Source organism: Gilvimarinus sp. 1_MG-2023 (genome assembly GCF_030548285.1).
Genome location: NZ_JAUOSC010001484.1, coordinates 1 through 246 on the forward strand (window position 1 = coordinate 1; position 246 = coordinate 246).

The following is a 246-nucleotide window of genomic DNA, read 5'->3' on the forward strand; positions in this document are numbered from 1 at the left end:
GTGCTGCTGGTGCCACTGGAAGTAAGCGGAAAGGCCATCAGGTGGCCGGTAATACCGGTACCGTAATAGTCTGATGTTGTGTCCATTGTCAGGCTGTCTGTCGAGGAGACATCGGTTGTATCATCGGTCTGATAAGGAATATACGACAGATCACCAATATTGGAGGACGGGTTGACTGCAGGAGATGCGAGACTGTAGATGCCATCATTTGGTGTTACCGATTCAGCTTCCGAATCAATATACAGT

The 246-nt window shown here is 48.8% G+C and carries 1 protein-coding gene; it reads right to left on the bottom strand.

The annotated features are described in order from the left end of the window. On the bottom strand, positions 1 to 246 hold a 246-nt coding region (locus tag Q4563_RS21760), incomplete at both ends, for a hypothetical protein (RefSeq protein ID WP_303606015.1).